The sequence below is a fragment of the Pseudomonas sp. PARCl1 genome (genome assembly GCF_947311875.1).
Taxonomy (GTDB): domain Bacteria; phylum Pseudomonadota; class Gammaproteobacteria; order Pseudomonadales; family Pseudomonadaceae; genus Aquipseudomonas; species Aquipseudomonas juntendi.
This window is the reverse complement of sequence record NZ_CAMZMX010000064.1, coordinates 1-21,341: the sequence shown is the minus strand read 5'-3', so window position 1 is coordinate 21,341 and position 21,341 is coordinate 1. Positions and strand designations below refer to the sequence as shown.

Annotated in this window: 17 protein-coding genes and 2 tRNA genes; 2 read left to right on the top strand and 17 right to left on the bottom strand. The window is 64.3% G+C overall.

What is annotated here, in order from left to right; all coding sequences use genetic code 11:
* Positions 1 to 211 precede the first annotated feature (211 nt).
* The 12 genes from QME24_RS23105 to leuC form a co-directional block, all read right to left on the bottom strand.
* Entirely contained in the window at positions 212 to 862 is a 651-nt protein-coding gene (locus QME24_RS23105; protein WP_009686027.1) for an SPOR domain-containing protein, read from the bottom strand.
* Between the two features lie 4 nt (positions 863 to 866).
* Positions 867 to 2,153: a bifunctional tetrahydrofolate synthase/dihydrofolate synthase gene (gene folC / locus QME24_RS23100; RefSeq protein WP_054905871.1), complete on the bottom strand. Its 1,287-nt coding sequence runs from the start codon at positions 2,151 to 2,153 to the stop codon at positions 867 to 869.
* On the bottom strand, positions 2,153 to 3,046 hold the full coding sequence (gene accD / locus QME24_RS23095) for an acetyl-CoA carboxylase, carboxyltransferase subunit beta (protein WP_009686024.1): 894 nt from the start codon (positions 3,044 to 3,046) through the stop codon (positions 2,153 to 2,155). The genes folC and accD overlap by 1 nt, the downstream gene beginning before the upstream one ends.
* 219 nt (positions 3,047 to 3,265) lie before the next feature.
* Positions 3,266 to 3,886, bottom strand: a complete 621-nt coding sequence (locus QME24_RS23090) for a phosphoribosylanthranilate isomerase (protein ID WP_281691062.1) — start codon at positions 3,884 to 3,886, stop codon at positions 3,266 to 3,268.
* Positions 3,887 to 3,947: 61 nt separating this feature from the next.
* Positions 3,948 to 4,802 (bottom strand): tRNA pseudouridine(38-40) synthase TruA, encoded by an 855-nt coding sequence (gene truA, locus QME24_RS23085; protein ID WP_197879652.1) that lies wholly within the window; start codon positions 4,800 to 4,802, stop codon positions 3,948 to 3,950.
* Between the two features lie 109 nt (positions 4,803 to 4,911).
* A complete protein-coding gene (locus QME24_RS23080) occupies positions 4,912 to 7,680 on the bottom strand; it encodes a FimV/HubP family polar landmark protein (RefSeq protein WP_054905869.1) in 2,769 nt (922 codons plus the stop codon).
* 71 nt (positions 7,681 to 7,751) lie between these two features.
* Positions 7,752 to 8,756: an aspartate-semialdehyde dehydrogenase gene (locus QME24_RS23075; protein ID WP_054905868.1), complete on the bottom strand. Its 1,005-nt coding sequence runs from the start codon at positions 8,754 to 8,756 to the stop codon at positions 7,752 to 7,754.
* A 207-nt stretch (positions 8,757 to 8,963) separates the two neighbouring features.
* Positions 8,964 to 10,076 carry an aspartate-semialdehyde dehydrogenase gene (gene asd / locus QME24_RS23070; RefSeq protein WP_029887368.1) on the bottom strand — a complete coding sequence of 371 codons (1,113 nt, stop codon included), beginning with the start codon at positions 10,074 to 10,076 and terminating at the stop codon, positions 8,964 to 8,966.
* Positions 10,077 to 10,139: 63 nt separating this feature from the next.
* Positions 10,140 to 11,222, bottom strand: coding sequence for a 3-isopropylmalate dehydrogenase (leuB, locus tag QME24_RS23065; protein ID WP_009681662.1), 1,083 nt, complete (start codon positions 11,220 to 11,222; stop codon positions 10,140 to 10,142).
* A gap of 54 nt (positions 11,223 to 11,276) precedes the next feature.
* Positions 11,277 to 12,041, bottom strand: coding sequence for a class I SAM-dependent methyltransferase (locus tag QME24_RS23060; RefSeq protein WP_054905867.1), 765 nt, complete (start codon positions 12,039 to 12,041; stop codon positions 11,277 to 11,279).
* A gap of 146 nt (positions 12,042 to 12,187) precedes the next feature.
* Positions 12,188 to 12,832 (bottom strand): 3-isopropylmalate dehydratase small subunit, encoded by a 645-nt coding sequence (gene leuD, locus QME24_RS23055; protein WP_009681664.1) that lies wholly within the window; start codon positions 12,830 to 12,832, stop codon positions 12,188 to 12,190.
* Positions 12,829 to 14,262, bottom strand: a complete 1,434-nt coding sequence (gene leuC, locus QME24_RS23050) for a 3-isopropylmalate dehydratase large subunit (RefSeq protein WP_009681665.1) — start codon at positions 14,260 to 14,262, stop codon at positions 12,829 to 12,831. The genes leuD and leuC overlap by 4 nt, the downstream gene beginning before the upstream one ends.
* Before the next feature lie 131 nt (positions 14,263 to 14,393).
* Between leuC and QME24_RS23045 the strand changes: the two genes are divergently transcribed.
* Together QME24_RS23045 and QME24_RS23040 are read left to right on the top strand one after the other, a co-directional pair.
* Positions 14,394 to 15,272 (top strand): LysR family transcriptional regulator, encoded by an 879-nt coding sequence (locus QME24_RS23045; protein WP_054905866.1) that lies wholly within the window; start codon positions 14,394 to 14,396, stop codon positions 15,270 to 15,272.
* Positions 15,273 to 15,334: 62 nt separating this feature from the next.
* Entirely contained in the window at positions 15,335 to 18,631 is a 3,297-nt protein-coding gene (locus QME24_RS23040) for a PAS domain S-box protein (RefSeq protein ID WP_054905865.1), read from the top strand.
* 235 nt (positions 18,632 to 18,866) lie between these two features.
* Here QME24_RS23040 and QME24_RS23035 read toward each other — a convergent pair whose 3' ends face one another.
* The 5 genes from QME24_RS23035 to QME24_RS23015 form a co-directional block, all read right to left on the bottom strand.
* Complete coding sequence (locus QME24_RS23035) at positions 18,867 to 19,310, bottom strand: Hsp20 family protein (RefSeq protein ID WP_009685045.1); 444 nt, start codon at positions 19,308 to 19,310, stop codon at positions 18,867 to 18,869.
* 142 nt (positions 19,311 to 19,452) lie between these two features.
* Positions 19,453 to 20,421 (bottom strand): tRNA-dihydrouridine synthase, encoded by a 969-nt coding sequence (locus tag QME24_RS23030; protein ID WP_054905864.1) that lies wholly within the window; start codon positions 20,419 to 20,421, stop codon positions 19,453 to 19,455.
* A 51-nt stretch (positions 20,422 to 20,472) separates the two neighbouring features.
* Entirely contained in the window at positions 20,473 to 20,907 is a 435-nt protein-coding gene (locus QME24_RS23025; protein ID WP_009685047.1) for a thioesterase family protein, read from the bottom strand.
* Positions 20,908 to 21,146: 239 nt separating this feature from the next.
* Positions 21,147 to 21,222: transfer RNA gene (locus QME24_RS23020), tRNA-Glu, on the bottom strand.
* 42 nt (positions 21,223 to 21,264) lie between these two features.
* A tRNA-Ala gene (locus QME24_RS23015) sits at positions 21,265 to 21,340 on the bottom strand.
* Position 21,341 lies beyond the last annotated feature (1 nt).

Genomic DNA, 21,341 nt, shown 5'->3' with positions numbered 1-21,341 from the left:
CGCCGTACAAACAAGGCGGCCGCGCGCGCCTGTCACAGGCGTTACTGGCCCGAAACAAACGTAGGAGCGAGCGCAGCTCGCGATGCGCCGCGCGGGCGGCGCTCGATCTCACAGGCGCTGCATATCTTCTGACAAACACCTGCCAGCCCTGATGCGATCTCTGTGTGTGTGTGGCTTGCCGGCTATGGGCGGCAAAGCCGCCCCGGCGATATCAGCCGCGCTCAGGCTGGAAACGCACCACAAAGCCCTTCAGGCTGTTCTGGCGGTTGACCGCATCGCGCACGCGCTCGGCCTCGGCGCGCTCGATCAATGGCCCCACATAGACCCGGTTCATGCCGCCGGCCGAACGGATATAGGCGTTGTAACCCTGGCTACGCAAGGTTTGCTGCAGCTTCTCGGCACCGGCGCGGTTGGACAGGCTGGCCAGCTGGATCGACCAGCTGACCGGCAGCCCGTTGACGTCGATCTTCGATGGCGCAGCCTGGGCCGGCGTCGCTGCAGGTTTGGTTTCGACCTTGGCCGCCGGTGCGGCGGCCTGCGGCTTGGCCGGCTGGGCCTGTGCCTGGGTCTGCGGCGAGGCCGTGATCGGCTGGCTGGGCGTGCTGGCAGGGGCAGTCGACTCGTCGACCACCACCGGCGCCGACTGCGGTGCTTCAGGAACTTCCTGCGGCTGCGGCACGGTCACCGGGTCTACCTTCACTTCCGGCAGGCTGGGCATGGCAGGTGCCTGCGGGGCTTCGACGCGCACCTGGCGCATCTCGTCCTCGCGGGTGAACAGCATCGGCAGGAAGATCACCGCCAGTGCCACCAGCACCAGCGCACCGACCATGCGCTGTTTCATCCCTTTATCCAGCACTGCCATCTACTCAACCCTCCTGGGCATGCCGCTCCAGCCACGCCAGGGCCTGGGCGACACAGAAAAACGAACCGAACAGCACGATCTGGTCATCTGCCGTTGCCTGCGCGCATTGCCCTTCGAGGGCCGCGTCGACTCCGGCATAAGACTTCACCGCCGCGCCAAGGTTCGTCAAGGCGTCGGCCAACTCGGCAGCCGGCCGGCTGCGCGGGGTGTCCAGCGGGGCCACGGCCCAGTCATCGATCAGCCCGTGCAGCGGCGCGACCACGCCTGCCAGGTCCTTGTCGGCGAGCAGGCCGAATACCGCCAGCCGGCACCCCTTCAGCGGCCGGCTCGCCAGGCGCCGGGCCAGGTACTGCGCCGCATGCGGGTTGTGCCCGACATCCAGCAGCAGCTCCACCGGCCGGCCCTGCCAGACCAGCTGGCGACGGTCTAGACGCCCGGTAATCCGGGTATCCAGCAACGCCTGGCGCACCTGCGCGGCATCCCACGGCAGGCCCATCAACAGGTACGCCTGCAGGGCCAGCGCGGCGTTTTCCATCGGCAGGTCGAGCAACGGCAGGCCGTTCAGCTCAACGGGCGCGCCATCGGCTGCAGTGCCACGCCAGTTCCAGCCGTTTTCGGCGCTTGCCAGGTCAAAGTCACGGCCGCGCAGGAACAGTGGCGCTGCCAGTTCGGCGGCTTTGTCCAGCAGCGGTTGTGGCGGGTCGAGATCGCCGCACAGGGCCGGTTTGCCCGGGCGGAAGATACCGGCCTTTTCAAAGGCCACCTGCTCGCGGGTGTCGCCCAGGTAATCGACATGGTCGACGCCGATACTGGTCACCAGGGCCAGGTCGGCATCCACCACGTTCACGGTGTCCAGGCGCCCGCCAAGACCCACTTCCAGCACCACGGCATCGAGCTGCGACTGGTGGAACAACCAGAACGCAGCCAGCGTGCCCATTTCGAAGTAGGTCAGGGAAATATCGCCCCGCGCCGCCTCCACGGCGGCGAAGGCTTCGCACAGGCACTCATCGCTGGCCTCCAGGCCATCGATCAGCACCCGCTCGTTGTAGCGCAACAAGTGCGGCGAGCTGTACACGCCGACCTTGAGCCCCTGGGCGCGCAGCAACGAGGCCACGAAGGCGCAGGTCGAACCCTTGCCGTTGGTGCCGGTCACGGTCACCACGCGTGGCGCCAGCTTACCCAGCGCCAGCCGGGCAAGTACCTGCTGCGACCGCTCCAGGCCCATGTCGATGGCCGAGGGGTGCAACTGCTCGAGGTAGGCGAGCCATTCGCCCAGGGATCGTTGTTTCATCACGCGACGGCAGCCGCCTCACGCGCTTGCTCGGGGGTTTCCTGGCCAGTCATCTGCGCCAGCAGGCGAGCCAGGCGCGGGCGCAGTTCGCCACGGGAGATGATCAGGTCGATGGCGCCGTGCTCCAGCAGGAACTCGCTACGCTGGAAGCCTTCCGGCAGCTTTTCGCGTACGGTCTGTTCGATCACGCGCGGGCCGGCGAAGCCGATCAGCGCCTTCGGTTCGCCGACGATGACGTCGCCGAGCATGGCCAGGCTGGCGGACACACCGCCGTAGACCGGGTCGGTCAGCACCGAGATGAACGGAATGCCTTCTTCGCGCAGGCGCGCCAGCACCGCCGAGGTCTTGGCCATCTGCATCAGCGAGATCAGCGCCTCTTGCATGCGCGCACCGCCGGAAGCGGAGAAGCAGACCATTGGGCAACGGTGCTCCAGGGCGTAGTTGGCAGCGCGGACGAAGCGCTCACCGACGATGGCGCCCATGGAACCGCCCATGAACGAGAACTCGAAGGCACTGACCACGATCGGCATGCCCATCAGGGTACCGCTCATGGAGATCAGCGCGTCTTTTTCGCCGGTCTGCTTCTGCGCGCCGGTGAGGCGGTCCTTGTACTTCTTGCCATCGCGGAATTTCAGGCGGTCGACCGGCTCAAGGTCGGCACCCAGTTCGGCACGGCCTTCGGCGTCGAGGAAGATGTCGATGCGCGCGCGTGCGCCGATGCGCATGTGATGGTTGCACTTGGGGCAGACATCGAGGGTTTTTTCCAGCTCCGGGCGATACAGCACGGCCTCGCAGGACGGGCACTTGTGCCACAGGCCTTCAGGCACCGAGCTCTTTTTCACCTCGGAACGCATGATCGAAGGGATCAGTTTGTCGACTAACCAGTTGCTCATGCTTTTTTTCTCCAGTATTGGCAGGCGCGGCCGTTATCGTCGGCCTGCCCTGCCCTTGAGCTCAAAATCTGTTACGAAACGATGATGGACCGGCCGCCGGGGCTTCCAGCGCGCCACTCCACCGCTAATGCGTTGTGTTGCCGCCACCATGGGTGCGGCTGCCCGGCAGGGCTGCGAATGCTATGGACGATGGCGCGCAGCCAGCCGTCACATCTGCCATCACGCCTGCCTCACCGCCTGCATGAAGGCTTCGATCTTCGCGGCGTCCTTGATGCCCTTGGCCTGCTCGACCCCACCGCTGACATCCACCGCATAGGGCCGTACCTGGGCGATGGCCTGGCCGACGTTGGCCGCCGAAAGCCCACCGGCAAGAATGATCAGTTTGCTCAGCCGCGCCGGTACCAGGGACCAGTCGAACGCCTCGCCGGTTCCCCCAGGCACACCCGCCACATAGGTATCGAGCAGAATGCCGCGAGCGCCGGCATAGCGCTGGCAGGCTGCCTCGAGGTCATCGCCCGGGCGCACCCGCAGGGCTTTGATCCAGGGGCGGTGGTAGCCCTCGCAGTCCTCCGGGGCTTCATCGCCGTGAAACTGTAGCAGGTCCAGTGGAACCACTTCGAGGATCTCGTTCAATTCGCACCGCGAGGCATTGACGAACAGCCCTACCGTGGTCACGAACGGCGGCAGTTCAGCAATGATTGCCCGCGCCTGACGCACGTCCACTGCGCGTGGGCTTTTGGCATAAAAGACGAAACCGATGGCATCGGCCCCGGCCTCGACAGCAGCCAACGCGTCTTCGATGCGGGTAATCCCGCAGATCTTGCTGCGAACATAGCTCATGAAACGCGAACCCTGATGATAACGGTCAAAGGCCGGATGTTAGCAAATGGCTTTTCGCCCGTCAGTCCGCCAACCCTTCATAACCGCTTAAAAAGTGTGGGCCAATGTAACGCCTGGGCAGGGTGAATGTGTCGGGGTACTCCACCTGCACCAGGTACAGCCCATAGGGATGGGCGGTTACCCCGCCTTCGCGGCGGTCACGCCCTTCCAGCACCTCACGCGCCCAGCTTACCGGGCGTTCGCCGCTACCGATGGCCATCAACACGCCGGCAATGTTGCGCACCATGTGGTGCAGGAAGGCGGTGGCGCGCACGTCCAGCACGATCATCTGGCCATGGCGGGTAACCCGCAGGTGGTAGATGTGCTTGATCGGCGACTTGGCCTGGCACTGGCTGGCGCGGAAGGCGCTGAAATCGTGCGTGCCGAGCAGCGACTGTGCCGCCTGGGCCATTCGCTCGACGTCGAGCGGGCGGTGGTTCCAGGTCACCTCCTCGGCCAGGTGCGCCGGGCGGATCGGGTCGTTGTAGATGACATAGCGGTAGCGCCGGGCGCATGCCTTGAAGCGAGCATGGAAATCAGCCGGCATCGGCTGCGACCAGACCACACTGATGTCGTGCGGCAGGTTGAAGTTGGTGCCCATGGTCCAGGCACGTTCGTCGCGCACGGCACGGGTGTCGAAATGCACAACCTGCCCACAACCGTGAACACCGGCATCGGTGCGGCCGGCGCAAACCACGGCGATCGGCTCGTTGGCGACCTTGGACAGCGCTTGCTCCAAGGCTTGCTGGACACTGGGCACGCCGCTGGCCTGGCGCTGCCAGCCGCGGTAGCGTGCGCCCTTGTATTCCACACCCAGGGCGATGCGGGAGTAGCCTTCGGCCGCAGATTCGGTGGCGGCGGTGTCGATGATGTCCAAGAGCATGAAACCTGTGGGGTGTACGAAATGGCGGGGATTATAACGACAACGGCAGCCGCGTAGGGCTGCCGTTGCTTGTCCACTGTAACCGATGGCCGCTTCGACGGGGTCAGACCAACCGGGACAGCATGTCCTTGGCTTCCTGGCGCTGAGTGTCGTCGCCGTCCTTGACCACTTCGTCGAGGATATCGCGTGCGCCCTGGCTGTCGCCCATGTCGATATAGGCGCGAGCCAGGTCCAGCTTGGTGGCCACTTCATCACTGCCGGAGAAGAAGTCGAAGTCGAGATCGTCCAGCGGCTCCGGGTCTGGCTGCGCGGCTGCATCTTCGCTGGTGAAGTGCGGTTCCAGCGAGGGCGCCTCCAGGCTCTGCGACAGCTTGTCCAGCTCGGCGTTCACGTCATCGAGTTCCGAGGCAAAGCTTTTGTCTGCCGGCGAGTCGTCTTCCAGCGACAGTGACAAGTCGAAGTCCGAGGGCAGATCGAACTCGGAGACCGGATCGAACTCTGGCACGCTGTCGAAGGCCGCCAGCTCGGCAGCCACATCGCCCGCGGCGGTGTCGGCTGCTGGCGCAGCAGCGGGGGTGACGGGTTCGGTGACATCGAGGTCGAAATCCGACAGGTCGACCGCGGGTTGCGGCTCGGCCTGGGCCAGCATGGCCTCGAAATCCGCATCGGCGTCGGCTTGCAGGTCCTCATCCAGGGCGAACGGCTGTTCTTCTGGCGGCGCACCTGGCTGCACCGGCTCGTCCAGCACCGGTTCGGCGATCACCAGCTCATCAGGCACTGGCGCCTGCGCCGCGGACTCGTCGAGCATCGCCGCGGCCAGCGGATCGTCCTCGGGCAGGCCTTCCCCAAGGCCAAGGTCAGAGGCATGGTCCAGATCCGGCTCGCCCAGCCCCTGATCCTCCAGGCCGGCGACGTCCAGGATAGGCACTTCATCGAGAGGGTCCAGCCCGGCATCAGGTTCAGCGCCAACCTCCGGCTCAGCCACGGCCTGCGGTTCAAGCGCTGGCACCTGCTCAGGCACCCCATCGGCAACCACCGGCGCCGCGGCATCGTCGTGCAACAACTCCTGCACGTACTGCTCGTCCATTTCGGCAGCCAAAGCTGCCGCGCCCAGGCCGGCAGCTGCCAGGCCCAGCATGGCTGGGTAGCGTTCTTTCAACTCGGCCACAGCGGCGCCATTGTGCTCGCCGGCTTGCAGCTGGCGCTCCTGTTCGGCGAAGGCCGTCTGATCACCCTGGCGGGCATACACGTCCATCAGCTTCAGGCGCAGGTCATCACGGGCCGGGGCAGCGGCCACGGCAGGCTCCAGCAGATCGGCGGCACGGTTCAGGCGCCCCTCGGCCAGGCACTGGTCGACCTCCGCCAGCAGCGCGGCGTGAGGGTCTGCCGGTGGCTCTGCGGCAGCCGGTTCGGCCACTTTTTCCGCAGCCACGGCAGCGGCGGCCGATGCGGCGACCACTGCAGGCGACAAGGTGACGCTCGGCTCGGCCACTTCGACGCCGTCGAAGCTTTCGGTGTCGGTATCGAAACCGGTGCCCTGCTCTTCTTCCAGCGCCCGCGCCATGCGCAGGTGCTTTTCCGCCTCTTGTTGAGCCTTGCGCTTGCGCGCCAGCAACCACAACAGCAGTGCCAGGACAAGAATGGCAGACCCGGCGATCAGCCACAGCAGCCAAGGGTTACCGAGAATCTGCTCGAGCGCGCCGTTCGCCTGGCTGGCCGGCGCCGGGGCAGGCTCTGCCGCCGGCTTGCTGGCAGGTGCAGCCTGGGTGGGGGCTGGCTCGCCGCTCGCCTCGCCACCTGCCGCAGGCGCTGACGCGGCTTGCGGCGCGGGCGCCGGGGCGACGCCTGCCGGGGACGGCGTGGCGGCACCCTGCGCCTGAAGACGCGCCAACTGGTCGTTTTTCAGGTCGATCAGACGCTGCAGCTTGTCCAGCTGGCTCTGCAGGTCACTCATGCGGCTCTTGAGTTCGTCGTTGTCGCGGCGGCTGGTATCGAGACTTTCCTGCGCCACCGCCAGCTTGTCGCTTAGCGCTTTGGCCTGGTCGGCCCCCGCCTGGTTGCCCGGGCTGACCAGGCGCAGGTTGTCGCCCTGGGCAACACGCGCCGGGGCGGCGTCGGCGGCACCACGGCGAGTGGCGTCCAGCTGACGGGCCCGCGGGCCCAACCGACGGCCCTCACGCCAGGCCGCGTACTGCTCGGCCACCTCACGGTTGGCCTCGGCCTGGGCGATGCTCTGAACCTGCTGCTGGTCGGGCAGGCGCAGCACCTGGCCAACCTTCAGCTGGTTGATGTTATTGCCGATGAAGGCATCCGGGTTCAGGGCCTGGATGGCGATCATGGTCTGCTGGATCGAACCGCCCTGGGTGTTGCGAGCGGCAATTTGCCACAACGTGTCGCGACGCTGGGTGGTGTAGCTGCTGGCAGCGGTACTGGCCGGGTTGAGATTGCCAGCAGCCGGTTTGTCGCCCTGGGCCTGGGCCTGGTCGAGCAACACGCTGTAGTCACGCAGCAGGCGGCCCTGCGGCCACATCACCTGGACCAGGAACTTGACCACGGGCCCAGGCAGCGGCTGGCTGGAGGTCACCCGCAGCACGCTTTTGCCGTTGGGGTTGATGACCGGCGTGAAGGTGAGGTCTTCGAGGTAGGCCGCGAATGGCACCCCGGCCTTGCTGAACTCTTGCGCAGGCGCCAGGCTGGGTGCCACTTCGGCGGCCTTGAGGTCGCGCACGTCGAGCAATTCGATCTCGGCGTCCAGCGGCTGATTCTGTGCCGACTTCAGGGTCAGCTCCCCCAGGCCCAGCGCATTCGCCATGCCAGACGACAGCGCTGAAGCTGCAGCCATGGCCAGAACCAGTTTGCGAATTCGAAGCATGACCTCTTCCCTTGTATGAATCGTCCCGAAACCTGCATGCGGAGCAGGACAAAAGTGCTGGCCAGTATCTTTTACAGCCTGTGTTTAATCAACAATTGCGCCACTTGCACAGCGTTGAGCGCGGCACCTTTGCGCACGTTGTCGGTGGTCAGCCAGAGGTTGAGCTGCTGCTGTTCATCAATACCGTGCCGTACACGACCAACATAGACCACGTCTTGCCCGACTGCGTCACCAACCGGGGTTGGATAGTCATCATTTTCCACCCGTTCGATACTGTCGGCAGCCTCCAGGGCCTGGTTGACCGCGGCCAGATCGACCGGGTGACGGCTTTGCACGGCCACACTGAAGCTATCGCCGAAAAACACCGGTACTTGAATGCAGCTCACGGAAATCTTCAGCTCAGGCAGGCCCAGCAGCACACGCAGCTCGTTGACCAGGCGGCGCTCCAGCGCGGTATGGCCCTGATCGTCGGCGGCACCGACCTGGGCCAACAGGTTGAACGCTACCTGGCGGTCGAAGAAGCGTGGCTCCAGCGGCCGGGCATTGAGCAGTTCGGCAGTTTGCCTGGCCAGTTCGCTGACGCCCTCGCGGCCTTGTGCCGAAACGGCCAGTGCGGCCATCACCTGGATACGCTCGATTTCCAGCAGGCCCTTGAGCGGCGCCAGGGCGACGGCCAAGGCGACAGCAGCCGAGCACGGGCTGACAATTCGCGCGGGCAGCGCCAGGCCGGCGATGCGCTCGGCGTTGGCTTCGGGCACCAGCGCCAGGGCGTCGTCCAGGCCACCGGACAGGTCGATCACCGTGCAACCGGCTTGCAGCGCCTTGCCGGCAAAGCTGCGGCTGACCGCAGCGCCAGTGGCGAAGAACGCCAGCTTGACCTGGCCGAAGTCGAAGCTGTCGACTTCGCGAACCTTCAGTTTCTTGCCGGCGAACATCACGCTGCTGCCGGCAGACTCCATGCTGGCGAGCAAGTGCAGGGTCGCCACGGGAAAATCCAGTTCTTCGAGGATCTGTATCAAGGCTTCACCGACGCTGCCGGTGGCGCCGACGACGGCGATGTCCAATGGGTGTGTCATGGCAGGGATCCTCTTGCAGAAAACGGCGGGGGCGGCACTTTACTCGGATTGCAGGGTTTTGTCTGTGACGGCTTCAGCTTGGTTGGGCCAGCTGCGGTAGCAGACTGCTTGGCGGGGCCAGCGGTGGTTCGCGGAGGCTGCAGCAGCTGGCGCCAAACAAAAAACCCGTGCTGTTGCCAGCACGGGTTTTCGGACGAACCAGAACGATCAACGCTCCAGCAGAATCCGCAGCATGCGGCGCAGCGGCTCGGCAGCGCCCCACAGCAGCTGGTCACCCACGGTGAAGGCGCCCAGGTACTGCGAGCCCATGTTCAGCTTGCGCAGGCGGCCAACCGGAATGTTCAGGGTGCCGGTGACCTTGGTCGGCGACAACTCCTGCATGCTGATTTCACGCTGGTTAGGCACCAGTTTCACCCAAGGGTTGTGCTGGCTGATCATGCCTTCGATATCGGCAATCGGCACATCCTTGTTCAGCTTGATGGTCAACGCCTGGCTGTGGCAACGCATGGCGCCGATGCGCACGCAGATACCATCGACCGGGATCGGGCTCTTGAAGCGGCCGAGGATCTTGTTGGTCTCGGCCTGGGCCTTCCACTCTTCACGGCTTTGGCCGTTCGGCAGTTCCTTGTCGATCCACGGGATCAGGCTGCCAGCCAGCGGTACGCCGAAGTTCTCGGTCGGGAACGCTTCGCTGCGCATGGCCTCGGCGACCTTGCGGTCGATGTCGAGAATGGCGCTGGCCGGGTTGGCCAGGTCGTCGGCGACGGCCGCGTGGGTAGCACCCATCTGCTTGATCAGCTCACGCATGTTCTGTGCGCCAGCGCCCGAGGCTGCCTGGTAGGTCATGGCGCTCATCCACTCGACCAGGCCAGCTTCGAACAGGCCACCCAGGCCCATCAGCATCAGGCTGACAGTGCAGTTGCCGCCGATGTAGTTCTTGGTACCGGCGTCCAGCTGCTGGTCGATGACCTTGCGGTTGACCGGGTCGAGGATGATGACCGCGTCGTCCTGCATGCGCAGGGACGAGGCGGCGTCGATCCAGTAACCCTGCCAGCCGGCTTCACGCAGCTTGGGGAAGACCTCGTTGGTGTAGTCGCCGCCCTGGCAGGTCAGGATAACGTCGAGGGTCTTGAGTTCTTCAATCGAATAAGCGTCCTTGAGCGGCGCTGTATCCTTGCCCACGTTCGGGCCTTGGCCACCCACGTTGGAGGTGGTGAAGAACACCGGCTCGATAAGGTCGAAGTCCTGCTCCTCCAGCATCCGCTGCATGAGCACGGAACCGACCATACCGCGCCAACCGATCAGACCTACACGTTTCATCGCAACTACACCTTTGCTAAAAGTGGGCCGCCACCAGGAATGTGGGGTGGCGGGCCAGAGAGATTACAGATTCCGCAGGGCTGCGACTACTGCGTCGCCCATTTCCTGCGTACCAACTTTGGTGCAGCCTTCCGAGAAGATGTCGCCCGTGCGCAGCCCCTGGTCCAGAACCAGGCTCACGGCCTTCTCGATCGCCTCGGCGGCGGCCGACTGATTGAAGCTGTAACGCAGCATCATCGACACCGACAGAATGGTCGCCAGTGGGTTGGCGATACCCAGGCCGGCGATGTCCGGGGCCGAGCCGTGGCAAGGCTCGTACATGCCCTTGTTGTCGGCATCCAGCGAGGCCGAAGGCAGCATGCCGATGGACCCGGTCAGCATGGAAGCTTCATCCGACAGAATGTCACCAAACATGTTGTCGGTCACCATCACGTCGAACTGCTTGGGGGCGCGCACCAGTTGCATGGCGGCGTTGTCCACGTACATGTGGCTCAGTTCCACATCCGGGTAGTCCTTGGCCACGTCTTCGACCACTTCGCGCCACAGCTGGCTGGAAGCGAGCACGTTGGCCTTGTCCACCGAGCACAGTTTCTTGCCGCGCACGCGGGCCATGTCGAAACCGACACGGGCAATGCGGCGCACTTCGCTTTCGCTGTACGGCAGGGTGTCGTAGGCCTGGCGCTCGCCACCTTCCAGTTCCCGCTGGCCGCGTGGGGCACCGAAGTAGATACCGCCGGTCAGCTCACGAACGATGAGAATGTCCAGGCCGGAAACGATCTCGGGCTTGAGCGAAGACGCGTCGGCCAGTTGCGGGTAGAGGATGGCCGGGCGCAGGTTGGCGAACAGGCCCAGTTGCGAACGGATTTTCAGCAGGCCGCGCTCCGGGCGGATATCACGCTCGATCTTGTCCCACTTCGGCCCGCCCACCGCGCCCAGCAAGACCGCGTCGGCCTTGCGCGCACGCTCCAGGGTTTCGTCGGCCAGGGGCACGCCGTGCTTGTCGATGGCAGCGCCACCGATCACATCGTGGGCCAGGCTGAAACCGAGCTGGAACTTGTCGTTGGCCAGCTCCAGCACCTTGACCGCTTCGGCCATGATTTCCGGCCCGATACCGTCACCTGGGAGAATCAGAATCTGCTTGCTCATGCTTTCCTCTATCCATTCACACGGCGTGGCCAAGCGGGCCCCACCGAAAAAAACTTATCGCTCTGCCCACAGCACCAGTACATCGCTGCTGAACGAGCCATCGCTGTCGATCTGATAATACTGCCGTACTTCTTCGCCCATGGCTTGCTGCAATTGGCGGATAGCCACGCGCATCGGCTCGGGGGTACGCATGCGCTCGACCCAGCTGGAAAACTCCAGGCGCAGCGGCTGGCGGGTGTGGCTGCGCACGTGCAAACCGGCTTCGCTAACCTGGCGCTGCCATTCGGCGGCGGAATAATCGCGCACGTGGCTGGTGTCGCGCAGCACTTCGACCGTTTGCAGGTAGGTGTCGAGCAGCGGGCTGCCCGGTGACATCACATCGATGAACGCCGCCACGCCGCCTGGCTTGAGCACCCGGCGCACTTCGCGCAAGGCCAGGCCCAGGTCGCTCCAGTGGTGGGCCGAGTAGCGGCTGAAAACGAAGTCGAACGATGCATCGCCGAACGGCAGGCGTTCGGCCGCGCCGCGTTCGGTGATGATATTGCCCAGGCCGCGCTCGGCAGCGGCGCTGGCGACCACATCGAGCATGGCCTGCGACAGGTCGTAGGCGACCACTTCGGCGACCAGCGGCGCAACGTGGAAGCTGACATGCCCGGCACCGCAGCCCAGGTCCAGCACACGGGCGGCGCCCTGCCCTGCCAGTTCGGCCTGGAGCAAGGCAAATTCACTGCCCTGGGCGTGTACGGCGCTGCTGAGGTAGGCACTGGCTTGTTCGCCGAACTGGCGTTGGACCACGTCGGTGTGTTGGCTGCTGGTCATGTCTCGATCCTTTTGGTTCTGGGTTGGCTCTAGGGGCGCTATCGCCGGCAAGCCAGCGCTCACAGGAGCACCACAGCCTGAAAGTTGTGGGAGCCCTGCGGGCGCTGGCTTGCCGGCGATGAGGCCAGCAAACCCGGCTACATCATTCAGGCATCCCGGAACAGCCAAGGCTGCGCAGCACGGTGCTTGCCTTCGAAGGCCTTGATCGCATCGCTGTCCTGCAGGGTCAGGCCGATATCGTCCAGGCCGTTGAGCAGGCAGTGCTTGCGGAAGGCATCGATCTCGAAGTGCAGCACCTTGCCGTCTGGGCGGGTCACCGCCTGGGCCTGCAAGTCGATGGTCAGCTGGTAGCCCGGGTTGGCTTCCACCTGCTTGAACAACTCGTCCACTTCCTCATCGCTGAGGATGATTGGCAGCAAGCCGTTCTTGAAGCTGTTGTTGAAGAAGATGTCAGCGAAGCTCGGCGCAATGATGCTGCGGAAGCCATACTCGTCCAGCGCCCAGGGGGCGTGCTCGCGGCTGGAGCCGCAACCGAAGTTCTCCCGCGCCAGCAACACACTGGCACCCTGGTAGCGTGGGTAGTTGAGCACGAACTCCTGGTTGACCGGGCGCTTGCTGTTGTCCTGGTAGGGCTGGCCCACGTCCAAGTAACGCCACTCGTCGAACAGGTTCGGACCAAAGCCGGTGCGCTTGATCGACTTGAGGAACTGCTTGGGGATGATCTGGTCGGTGTCGACGTTGGCACGGTCCAACGGCGCGACGAGGCCAGTGTGCTGGGTAAAGGCTTTCATGCTGCGCTCCCTTGGATCAACTCGCGAACATCGATGAAATGACCGGCTACCGCGGCAGCGGCGGCCATGGCCGGGCTGACCAGGTGGGTACGCCCACCGGCACCCTGACGGCCTTCGAAGTTGCGGTTGGAGGTGGACGCGCAATGCTCGCCGCTCTCCAGGCGGTCCGGGTTCATCGCCAGGCACATCGAGCAGCCTGGTTCACGCCATTCGAAACCGGCTTCGAGGAAGATCTTGTCCAGGCCTTCACGTTCGGCCTGCGCCTTGACCAGGCCCGAACCCGGCACGACGATGGCTTGCTTGACGCTGGCGGCCACCTTGCGGCCCTTGGCGATTTCCGCCGCCGCGCGCAGGTCTTCGATGCGCGAGTTGGTGCACGAGCCGATGAATACGCGGTCCAGCTTGATGTCGGTGATGGCCTGGTTGGCCGTCAGCCCCATGTACTTCAAGGCACGCTCGATCGAGCCGCGCTTGACCAGGTCGGCTTCGGCGGCCGGGTCCGGTACGCGCTGGTCGACGGCCAGGACCATCTCGGGCGAAGTGCCCCAGCTGACCTGCGGCTTGATCTGGCTGGCATCCAGCTCGACCACGGTGTCGAACACCGCATCGTCATCCGACACAAGGTCTTTCCACGCCTCGACCGCCTGCTTCCACTGCTCGCCCTTCGGCGCGTAGGGGCGCCCTTCGACGTAGGCAACGGTAGTGGCGTCGGTGGCCACCAGGCCCACACGGGCACCGGCTTCGATGGACATGTTGCAGATGGTCATGCGGCCTTCCATCGACAGCGCACGAATGGCGCTGCCGGCGAATTCCATGGCGTGGCCGTTGCCACCGGCGGTGCCGATCTTGCCGATCACGGCCAGGACGATGTCCTTGGCGGTGACGCCGGCCGGCAGCTCGCCTTCCACCCGGACCAGCATGTTCTTCATTTTCTTGGCGACCAGGCACTGGGTGGCGAGCACGTGCTCGACCTCGGAGGTGCCGATACCGTGGGCAAGGGCCCCGAACGCGCCGTGGGTCGAGGTGTGCGAGTCGCCGCAGACCACGGTCATGCCCGGCAAGGTGGCGCCTTGCTCCGGGCTGATGACGTGGACGATGCCCTGGCGTTCGTCGTTCATCTTGAATTCGACGATGCCGTATTCGTCGCAGTTCTCGTCGAGGGTCTGCACCTGAAGGCGCGACACCTGGTCGACGATGGCCTCGATGCCGCCCTTGCGCTCCGGCGTAGTTGGCACGTTGTGGTCCGGCGTCGCGATGTTGGCGTCGATGCGCCATGGTTTGCGGTTGGCCAGGCGCAGGCCTTCGAAGGCCTGGGGCGATGTCACTTCGTGGATGATGTGGCGATCGATGTAGATCAGGGACGAGCCGTCATCACGGCGCTTGACCTCATGGGCTTCCCAGAGTTTGTCGTAGAGCGTTTTGCCAGCCATCAGACTGTTCCTCATCAGCGTCTTTCTATGCCAAAAACCCCTTGGCTTGTATGGACGATGCTATGGGGTTAGATTGAATAACTCAAATTCATAATTTTTATGCTTTGGATAGCCAAAAGGAATACCAAACCATGGACCTGGCCAACCTTAGTGCCTTTATCGCTATTGCGGAAAGCGGCAGCTTTTCCGGGGCAGCGGAACGCCTGTTCCTGACCCAGCCCGCCATCAGCAAGCGCATCGCGGGCCTGGAGCAGCAGCTGGACGTACGCCTGTTCGACCGTTTGGGGCGCGAAGTGACGTTGACCGAGGCCGGGCGGGCACTGCTGCCCCGCGCTTACCAGATCCTTAACGTCCTTGATGATACCCGACGGGCGCTGACCAACCTGAACGGGGCGGTGACTGGTCGGCTGACCCTGGCCACCAGCCACCATATCGGCCTGCACCGCCTGCCCCCGCTTTTACGGGCGTTCACCCGCCAATACCCAGCAGTAGCACTGGATATTCAGTTCATGGATTCAGAACAGGCCTACGACGAGATTCTGCATGGCCGCGCCGAAATTGCCGTGATCACCCTGGCGCCCGAGCCGCACCACCTGGTCAAGGCGGTACCGGTATGGGACGACGCCCTGGATTTCGTCGCCGCGCCCGAGCACCCGCTGGCCAACAACCAGGCAGTGAGCCTGGCCGATGTCGCCCGCCATCCGGCGGTGTTCCCCGGTGGCAACACGTTTACCCACCATATCGTCCAGCGCCTATTCGAAAGCCAGGGCCTGACGCCGAACATCGCCATGAGCACCAACTACCTGGAAACCATCAAGATGATGGTATCGATAGGCCTGGCCTGGAGCGTGCTGCCGCGCACCATGCTCGATGAACAGGTTGCACCCATCGCCTTGCCCGGCATACAGCTGTCGCGCCAGCTAGGCTACATTTTGCACACGGAGCGTACGCTGTCGAACGCGGCCAGGGCGTTCATGGCGTTGCTCGACAGCCACGCAGGGTCCGCCTGAGCGGCCGTCAGCCCGGTATTTCCAACTCCAAGGACGCGTCTTACGCCAAAGGTCTGGTACCGATGCCCAAAACAGTGAACCGCTTTTTGCGCCTGCCGCGAATACCTGCGGCCGACCCGCAGGAATCCGAGCAGGCCTGGCAGAACGCCCCACAATTGCTGGCCGCGCTCAACGGCGCACGCCTGGGTGCCTGGCTATGGGATATCGAAAGCGGCCGTGTCAGTTGGTCACGCGGTACCCAGGCGCTGTTCGGCTTCGACCCCCAGCGCCCGCTGCCCGCCGATGCCGATTACCTCGACCTGCTGCCCGAAGAGGACCGCGCCCGTACCCGCCAGGTGTTCCAGGCGATTTTCAACGGCGAGCCGGTGGAACGCGCCATGCGCCACCGCATCCGCTGGCCGGACGGCAGCCTGCACTGGCTGGAGATCAACGGCAGCCTGACCCACGACCAGCATGGCCGGCCACAGATGATCGGGGTGGTGCGTGAAATCACCCGCCAGCGCGAGCGGGAAGCGGCATTGATCAACTCGGAGAAGCGCTTCGCCACGCTGTTCCACCTCAGCCCCAACGCCATTTTGCTCTCCCGCCGCCACGACGGCATGATCTTCGAGGTCAACCAGCATTTCGAAGACATGTTCGGCTGGCCTGGCAGCCAGGTCATCGGCAAGACCAGTCTGGAGCTGGGCCTGTGGGTCAACCCCGAGCAGCGTCAGCAGGTGATCGAGTCGACCCGCGCCAACGGCGACCCGCAGATCATGGAGGTCCAGTTCCGGGCCATCAGCGGCAAGGTGCACGACGGCATTCTCTGCACCCAGGGCATCGAACTGGAAGGCGTGACCTTCCTGATCAGCACCTTCGTCGACACCAGCGAGCGCAAGCGCGCCGAGCAGGCCCTGAAAGACAGCCAGGAGCGCCTGGACCTGGCCCTGGACTCGGCGCAGCTGGGCACCTGGGACTGGCATATCCCCAGCGGCATGCTCTATGGCTCGGCCCGCGCCGCGCAGTTGCACGGCCTGCCGCCGATTCCTTTCCACGAGTCGTTCGACGCCTTCTTCGAGGGTGTACCGGAACAAGAGCGCAACTCGATGCGCCAGGCCTACCGAAGCCTGCGCGAAGGTCCTGCCGGCAACTACCAGATCACCTACCGGGTGCAGCTGGAAAACGGCGTTTCGCGCTACATCGAGAGCCGCGCCCGGCTTTACCGGGACGACCAGGGCAACCCGCTGCGCATGGCCGGCACGTTGCTCGACATTACCGACCAGGTCGAACGCGAGCAGCGCCTGAGCGCCTCCGAGGAGAAGTTCGCCAGCCTGTTCCAGGTCAGCCCCGACCCCATCTGCGTTACCCGCCAGGACACTGGCCAGTTCATCGAGATCAACCCGGCCTTCACCCAGAACTTCGGCTGGAGCAGCGAGCAAGTGCTTGGCCGCACGGCCGAGGAGATCGGCTTGTGGGCCGAATCCACCGAGCGTGCGCAACGCATCGAACGGGTGATCCGCGAACAGGCGCTGAGCAATGTCGCCGTGGTCGTCAACCACCGCAGTGGGGCGCCCCTGACGTGCGTGATCTCCAGCCGCCTGATTACTGTCGACGACCAGCCCTGCAGCGTGACCACCCTGCGCGACATCACCCAACAGCAACGCGCCGAAGCGGCCCTGAAATCCAGCGAGGAAAAGTTCGCCAAGGCCTTCCACTCCAGCCCTGACGCCATCACCATCACCGAATGCAACAGTGGCCGTTACCTGGAAATCAACGATGGCTTCTGCCGCCTGACCGGCTATAGCGCTGCGGAAGTGGTGGGCCAGACGGTGTACGAAATCGGCATCTGGGCCGATGACAAGCAACGCGGCGCCTTGCTCGCCGAACTGCGCGAGCGCGGTCGGGTTCATCACCGCGAGATGCTCGGGCGCAACAAGCGCGGCGATATCCTGACCGTGGAGGTGTCGGTCGAGCGGATCACCCTCAATGAAGTGGACTGCCTGTTGCTGACCGCCCGCGACGTCAGCCAGCTGAAGAACGCCCAGGCGCAGATCCGGCACCTGGCCTACCACGACCCGCTGACCAACCTGCCCAACCGCGCCCTGCTGATGGACCGCCTCAGCCAGCAGATCGCCCTGCTCAAGCGCCACAACCTGCGCGGCGCGCTGCTGTTCCTCGACCTTGACCACTTCAAGCACATCAACGACTCGTTGGGCCACCCGGTGGGCGACGCGGTGCTGAAGATCATTACCGCGCGCCTGGAAGCCAGCGTGCGCCTGGAAGACACCGTGGCGCGCCTGGGCGGCGACGAGTTCGTGGTGCTGCTCAGTGGCCTGGAAGGCAGCCGAGAATTGGTGGAAGCACAAGTGCGCGAACTGGCCGACACCCTGCGCGAGCTGCTGGCCGAGCCCATGTCGCTGGATGGCCAGCGCCTGCAGGTCACGCCCAGCATCGGCGTGGCGCTGATCCCCGACCATGGTGCCACCCCGGCCGACCTGCTCAAACGCGCCGATATCGCCCTGTACCGGGCCAAGGATTCCGGTCGCAACACTACCCAGCTGTTTCACACCACCATGCAAAAGGCCGCCAGCGAACGCCTGCGCATGGAGAACGACCTGCGCCTGGCCCTGGCCCGCGGCGAACTGGCGTTTCACTTCCAACCGCAGGTGGATGCCCGTGACAACCGCATCGTCGGTGCCGAGGTGCTGCTGCGCTGGCACCACCCGCAACTTGGCCAGCAGCCACCCGCGCAGTTCATCCAGGTACTGGAGGAAAGCGGGCTGATTCTGGAAGTGGGGAGCTGGATCCTGGACGAGGCCTGCGACGCCTGCGCGCGCATGCTGACGGACGGCCTGATCGACGCCGACGACTTCAGCCTGTGCGTGAACATCAGCCCGCGGCAGTTCCGCCAGGCCGACTTCGTGGGGCGGGTACTGCGCAGCCTCGACGACTACCGTCTGCCCCGCAAGATGCTGAAGCTGGAAATCACCGAGGGCATCGTCATCCAGAACCTGGAAAACACCATCAGCAAGATGCGCGAGCTCAAGCGCTATGGGGTGAGTTTCGCCATGGATGACTTCGGCACGGGCTACTCGTCGCTGACGTACCTGAAGCGCTTACCGGTCGATGCACTGAAGATCGACCAGAGCTTCGTGCGCGATGCGACGGTCGACCCGAACGATGCGGAAATCGTCCGTGCCATCGTCGCCATGGCCCGCAGCCTGGACCTGGCGGTGATTGCCGAAGGGGTAGAACTGACAGAGCAACTGGAGTTTCTCGAGCAACTGGGGTGCTACCTGTACCAGGGCTACCTGCATAGCCGGCCGTTGCCGTTGGCGGAGTTCCGGCAGATGTTGCTGGAAGCACCGGCGGATTACTGACTGGAACCCCGGTGTGGCCGCTTTCGCGGGGCCAGGCAAAAAAAGGGGACCCGAAGGTCAATGCCAGCCAGTTAAGCAATTTGGGGCCGCTTTGCGACCCTTCGCGGGCACGCCCGCTCCCACATGTTGAGTTCAGCGCTAAACCTGTGGGAGCGGGCGTGCCCGCGAAGGGCTGCAAAGCAGCCCCAGTAACGCAGGCATTAACCCAAAGATGCCCTTGTTTAGAACGATCCCATCAATTCAGCGCTGGCTTGTCGCCGTTGATCGGGATGCGCTTGGCCTTGGCTTCTTCAGGCACGATGCGCAGCAGGTCGATGCTGAGCAGACCATTGGCCAGGCCGGCAGCCTTGACTTCAATGTGGTCGGCCAAGCGGAACGACAGCTTGAAGGCGCGCTGCGCGATACCCTGGTGCAGGTAGGTCACTTCAGCGTCGCCATTGTCACGCTTGCCACCGATAACGGTCAGGACACCCTTTTCGACCTGCAGGTCGAGGTCCTGCTCCTGGAAACCGGCTGCGGCAACCACGATACGGTATTGGTCATCGCCATGCTTTTCCACGTTGTAGGGCGGGTAGCTGCTACCAGCCTCATTACGGGCCGCGGATTCGAACAGGTCATTGAAGCGGTCGAAGCCAACGGAATGACGGAACAGTGGAGCAAGAGAGAAAGCGGTAGTCATGGTCATAAACTCCTGAGTATCAGCAAGTAAGTCATTGCGCGACCCGAATTCGGCATCGCGTACTCAAGAGATAGGGACGAGACAAAGGCTTTCAAGGGGGTAAATTGAAAAAATCTGCAGAGGTTGAACGGGCGATGGCCGATCAGGCAACACAGGCCTCGGCCACCGCCTCACAGCCCAGCAACCGGCTGATGCGCGCACAGTCATCCTCGCGGCGCAACTCGGCAAACAGCAGCACCGCCTCTGGGTAACTACGGGTCAGCATGGCCAGCCACTGCTTCAGTCGGCCAGGCGCATAACGCGGTGACAGCTTGGCCTGGGCCTGGCGCCAGAACTCGCGCAGCAGCGGCTGCAGGTCCTGCCAGCCCAGCGGCTGGTAATCACGCCCATCCCGCGCCGCGGCTATCTGCAGGCCAAGGTCAGGGCGCGAAACCAGCCCACGGCCAAGCATGATGTCCTCGGCACCACTGACTTCACGGCAACGCCGCCAGTCGTCCACGGTCCAGATCTCGCCATTGGCAAACACGGGCACCTTGACCACGTCATGCACCCGCGCCACCCACTCCCAATGGGCGGGCGGCTTGTAGCCCTCGACCTTGGTCCGCGCATGCACCACGAGGTGCGCCGAGCCGCCGTCAGCCAGCGCCATGGCGCAATCCAGCGCGCCGGCCGGGCTATCGAAGCCCAGGCGCATCTTCGCGGTTACCGGGATATGCGCAGGCACCGCGCGGCGCACGGCATGCACGATGGCATGGAGCAACTCCGGCTCCTTGAGCAGCACGGCGCCACCGCGGGACTTGTTCACTGTCTTGGCCGGGCAGCCAAAGTTCAGGTCGATGACCGGCGCGCCCAGTTCACAGGCCAGTGCGGCGTTTTCCGCCAGGCATAGCGGGTCCGACCCCAGCAGTTGCACGCGCATGGGCACCCCGGCAGCCGTCAGCGCCCCCTGGCGCAGCTCGGGCGCCAGCTTGTGGAACGAAGCCGGCGGCAACAGGCGGTCGCACACCCGAATGAACTCGGTGACGCACCAGTCTATGCCGCCCACACGGGTCAGCACGTCGCGCAGGATGTTGTCGACCAGCCCCTCCATGGGGGCCAGAGCAATTTGCATGTCGGGGTCTCGGCGGAAAAAGGCGGCAGTCTAACAAAAAAACCCGGCGTTTCAGGCACCGATCAGCGCCGGCCCATAACCGTCGAGAAATTCTGCCGGCATGCGCCTGGGCTTGCCGCTGGAAAGCTCGATGCAGGCGAAGGTGGTCTGCGCTCGCAGCAGGGTCACACCGTCACGCGGGCGTTGGAGTTGGAAACGCCGGGTCATGCGCAGGCGCTGATCCCAGTCGATGATCCAGGTGGCCAGTTGCAATTCGTCGTCTTCGTAGGCAGCCGCCAGGTAATCGATTTCGTGGCGCACCACAGCCATTGCGCGGTCCAGCCGGCGATACGCGGCAAGGTCCAGGCCCAGGCGCTGGGAGTGACGCCAGGCACAGCGCTCCAGCCAGGTGACGTAGACGGCATTGTTGGCGTGGCCGAGGCCATCGATGTCCTCGCTGCCGACGCGCAGGTCGATGACGAAGGGTGTTGGCAGGTCCCAACTCATGTTCGCTTCCTTGGCGCAAAAGCCGATTTAGCAGCGGCGAGCGGGTCAATGTCCAGCGACATCGCCGTGCTCCAGGGTCAATGCACCCTGCGCAGCCTGCAGAATGCGTTAGCCAGGCAAAAGCCATGGCCCTATTCCAGAGCAGGTATGACAGGGAAAACGGGGGAAGGGGAAAAACAAAAGGCTCATTCAATAATCGAATGAGCCTTCAAAGTCCCGCAAAACGCGGGTAAAAAAATTGGCGTCCCCTAGGGGACTCGAACCCCTGTTACCGCCGTGAAAGGGCGGTGTCCTAGGCCACTAGACGAAGGGGACATAACCTTCGCAAAGATTCATTTGCATGAACCCTGGCATAAATGGTGGAGCTAAGCGGGATCGAACCGCTGACCTCCTGCATGCCATGCAGGCGCTCTCCCAGCTGAGCTATAGCCCCG